This is a genomic window from Corallococcus sp. CA049B, from assembly GCF_003611685.1.
In the GTDB taxonomy this organism is placed as follows: Bacteria; Myxococcota; Myxococcia; order Myxococcales; family Myxococcaceae; genus Corallococcus; species Corallococcus coralloides.
Map to the genome: position 1 here is coordinate 1 of NZ_RAWC01000399.1, position 3,014 is coordinate 3,014.

Below are 3,014 nucleotides of genomic sequence, written 5' to 3' on the forward strand. Positions count from 1 at the left end.
CTCTCCTGGGGCGCTTCAGGGGGGCGACTGGGACGGTGGGCCTGGTGCCCGCGGCTCAGGCGGATGAAGTTGGCGAGGAGCTGACGTCCGTGGGTGGTGGCGATGGACTCCGGGTGGAACTGGACGCCCCAGCGGGGGAGGGAGGCGTGGCGCAGGGCCATGAGGACGCCGTCGGGGGCCCAGGCGGTCTCCACCAGGTCCTCGGGCAGGGGCCGGGCGAGGCAGAGGGAGTGGTAGCGCACCACCTGGAAGTCCTGCGGAAGGCCCTGGAAGAGGTCCGTCCCCGAGTGGCGCACGGGGCTCAGCCGTCCGTGCATGACCTCCGGTGCGTGCTGGATCCGCGCGCCGTGGATGTGCCCCAGGCCCTGATGACCCAGGCATACGCCGAGGATGGGGACGTCCGCTTCGAGGAGCGCATCACGGCAGACGCCGAAGTCCGCTGGGTGGTCGGGGCGCCCGGGGCCCGGGGAGATGACGATGTTGTCGAACGCGAGCCCGCGCAGCTCCCGCCATGGCCGCTCGTCGTTGCGCACGACGAGGGGCTCTGTCCCCCCGACCTCCGCCAGCAGCTGGAAGAGGTTGAACGTGAACGAGTCGTGGTTGTCGATGATGAGCGTCCGCTGCCGCACGGCGCGCACCTTACCGTGGGAGGCGCGGAGACGGTTCGAGCACGGCTGCCGGGCGGTCGCGCGAAGGCATCAACGACATACGAGTGACTGCGCGAGCAGCAAGGACCTTCCTCCTGGTCCTAGTCATTCGGCGAGCCATGACAACGCCCGGCGAAAGGGGGCCGCACGCTGCCTGGCGCCGAGCCGCGCAAGGCGTGGGGCCTTCCCCTCCGGTCAATGTGACTGGAACCACTTCGCCGGGGAGACCGCATGCCGCCCGGGACCCAGCGACCACACCCTCATCGCAGGCCGAGTTCCCGAAGCAGCTCCTCCGCGAGTCTTTCGGCTTGCGCGAGGTCGTCCATTACCTCGATCCCCAACGGCCCCGCGGGGGGCTCGGCGACCGCCGTCGCCAAGTCAGATGGTTCGGCGGACCTCGCCGCGCCCTCCCCATTGGACGAGGCTGGCTCCGTCGTCGTGCGGAGCTGCTCGGTGATGTGCTCGGCCAGTAGACGAGAGGTCGGATAGCTGTAGAGGGTCGCCGTAGTGAGCTTCGCCTTCAGCCGGGTGTTGAGCTGCTCGCGAAGACGGATGAGCATGAGGCTGTCGAGGCCAAGGTTCTGGAAGTTGGTGGTGGGGTCGATGGCGTCGGCGGTACGCTCACCCAGGAGTTCTGCGAGGGTTTGCTGGACTTGGAGCAGGGCACCCGTGGCGGGGCGTTCACGCTCCGCGGCGCGGGGTTCGTCCTGCACGGCCGCGGGCCGCACCGCCTGGGGCTCAACGGCCGGCGCGGGCTTTTCGACAAAGAGCCGTCGGCCAAGGTCTCCGGGAGACAGGACCTCGAACTCATGCGCTGTGAGCCCGGCCTGCTCAAGCGCTCCGGCCGACAGCTCTGTGATCCCGGCAGCCAGGGCGCGGGCCATGATTTCCCAGGCCTGGGCCAACGCCATCCTCGGTACGCGCTCGACATTCCCTCCACGCCGTGTGCTCGCCGCCATTCCGGCGTCGAGCGGTGCCCAGGCGAGCGCGAGCGTGGGGATTCCCGCCGCCACGAGATGCTCCGCGGCCACCCCGAGTGCTGCATTGGCGGCCGCGTACGCGAACTGTCCGGGCGACCCAAGCACTCCCGCGAGCGAGCCTGCGAGCACAATCCGCCTTGGTGCGAGCGTGGCGACCGCGTCCAACAGCGCACTCGCGGCGTGGACCTTGGGCCGCAGCACCCGTGACAGATCCGCCTCGGAGATGTTCGCCAGCGTGGCATCCTTGAGCACTCCGGCGAAGTGGTAGAGGGTTCCAAGGCGATGCCCCCGCGCCGTGACCTCGCGGTGGATCGCCTCCCACGTCGCGGGCTCGGCCACGTCGCCCAGCAGCACCGTGACCGAGATGTCGGTCCGCCTCCACGCGGCGAGCGTGGCGTCCACGGCCGCTCCGGGCGCGGACCGGCCGACAAGCACCAACTCGCGCACACCGCGCTGGACCAGGTGCACTGCGAGTTGCCAGCCCACGCCTCCGAAGCCGCCCGTGATGACCGCCGCATGGCCAGGCTCCTCCACCAAGGCCTGTGCTTGTACGGGAGGGAGAGGAAGCGGCGCGAGGCGCTGCCGTAGCCATCCCTCCCGGCCGAGTCGCAGCTCATCTCCCGCGGCCGCGGTCGCCAGCGCGGCCGAGAGCCCGGACGGCGCGGCCGTCGTGCCGATGTCGACAAGACCCAGCCTGGCGCCCTTCGCGAACTCGAGGCAGGCCGCACGCGCCGCTCCCCACAGGGCGCGAGCCGTGAGCGCCGAGGCAGACGCTACGCCCGCCCCCGTTCCATGGGCCCCCCGGGTCACCAGCACGATGGGCCGTCCAGCCGTCATCGGCTCCTCGAGCCCGAGCAGCCAGCGGCGCAGTTCACCCAGCGCGGTCACCACGGGCAGCTCTTCCTGGACCAGAACGATGCCCGCCACGTCGGCCCGCAGCCGCGCCGCATCCGCTGGCGTGACGAGCAGCTCGGTGGTGACAGTCGTGTCCTGGGTCAGCGCCGCCTTGAGTTCAGCGAGGCGCGGGCCCGCGCCCCCCAGCGCCGCCAGTGCCCAGCGCCGGGGTGCTGTCTCCTTGCCCTCCACGCGGACCCAGAGCGGAGCATGGCAGAGCCCCGTGAGCGCGACCGGCTCCGTGGGCGCCGAGGGGACCGGGGCGACGCTATCCGTCTCGGTCTGCCGGGGCCGCGCGGGCAGCCAGTACGCCTGACGTTGGAACGCATAGGTGGGAACGCTGATGCGTTTGGGCGAAGGCCCTTCGAACAAGCCCTTCCAGTCGAGGTCGAGGCCGAGGGAGTGGAGGGAGGCGGCGGCGGAGCAGAAGGCGCGCTCAGGGTCGGAGGAGTCGAGGGAGGGAATGCAGGAGAGGCCCTTGGAGGCGGAGCGC

2 protein-coding genes are annotated in these 3,014 nt (G+C 71.1%); both read right to left on the bottom strand.

Annotated elements, in window-relative coordinates; all coding sequences use genetic code 11:
• Nucleotides 1–629: aminodeoxychorismate/anthranilate synthase component II (locus D7W82_RS39055; RefSeq protein ID WP_233588203.1), on the bottom strand; the 629-nt coding region annotated here is incomplete at its 3' end.
• A 278-nt stretch (nucleotides 630–907) separates the two neighbouring features.
• Nucleotides 908–3,014, bottom strand: a 2,107-nt coding sequence (locus tag D7W82_RS39060) for a beta-ketoacyl reductase (RefSeq protein ID WP_120623105.1), incomplete at its 5' end; no start/stop codon positions are given.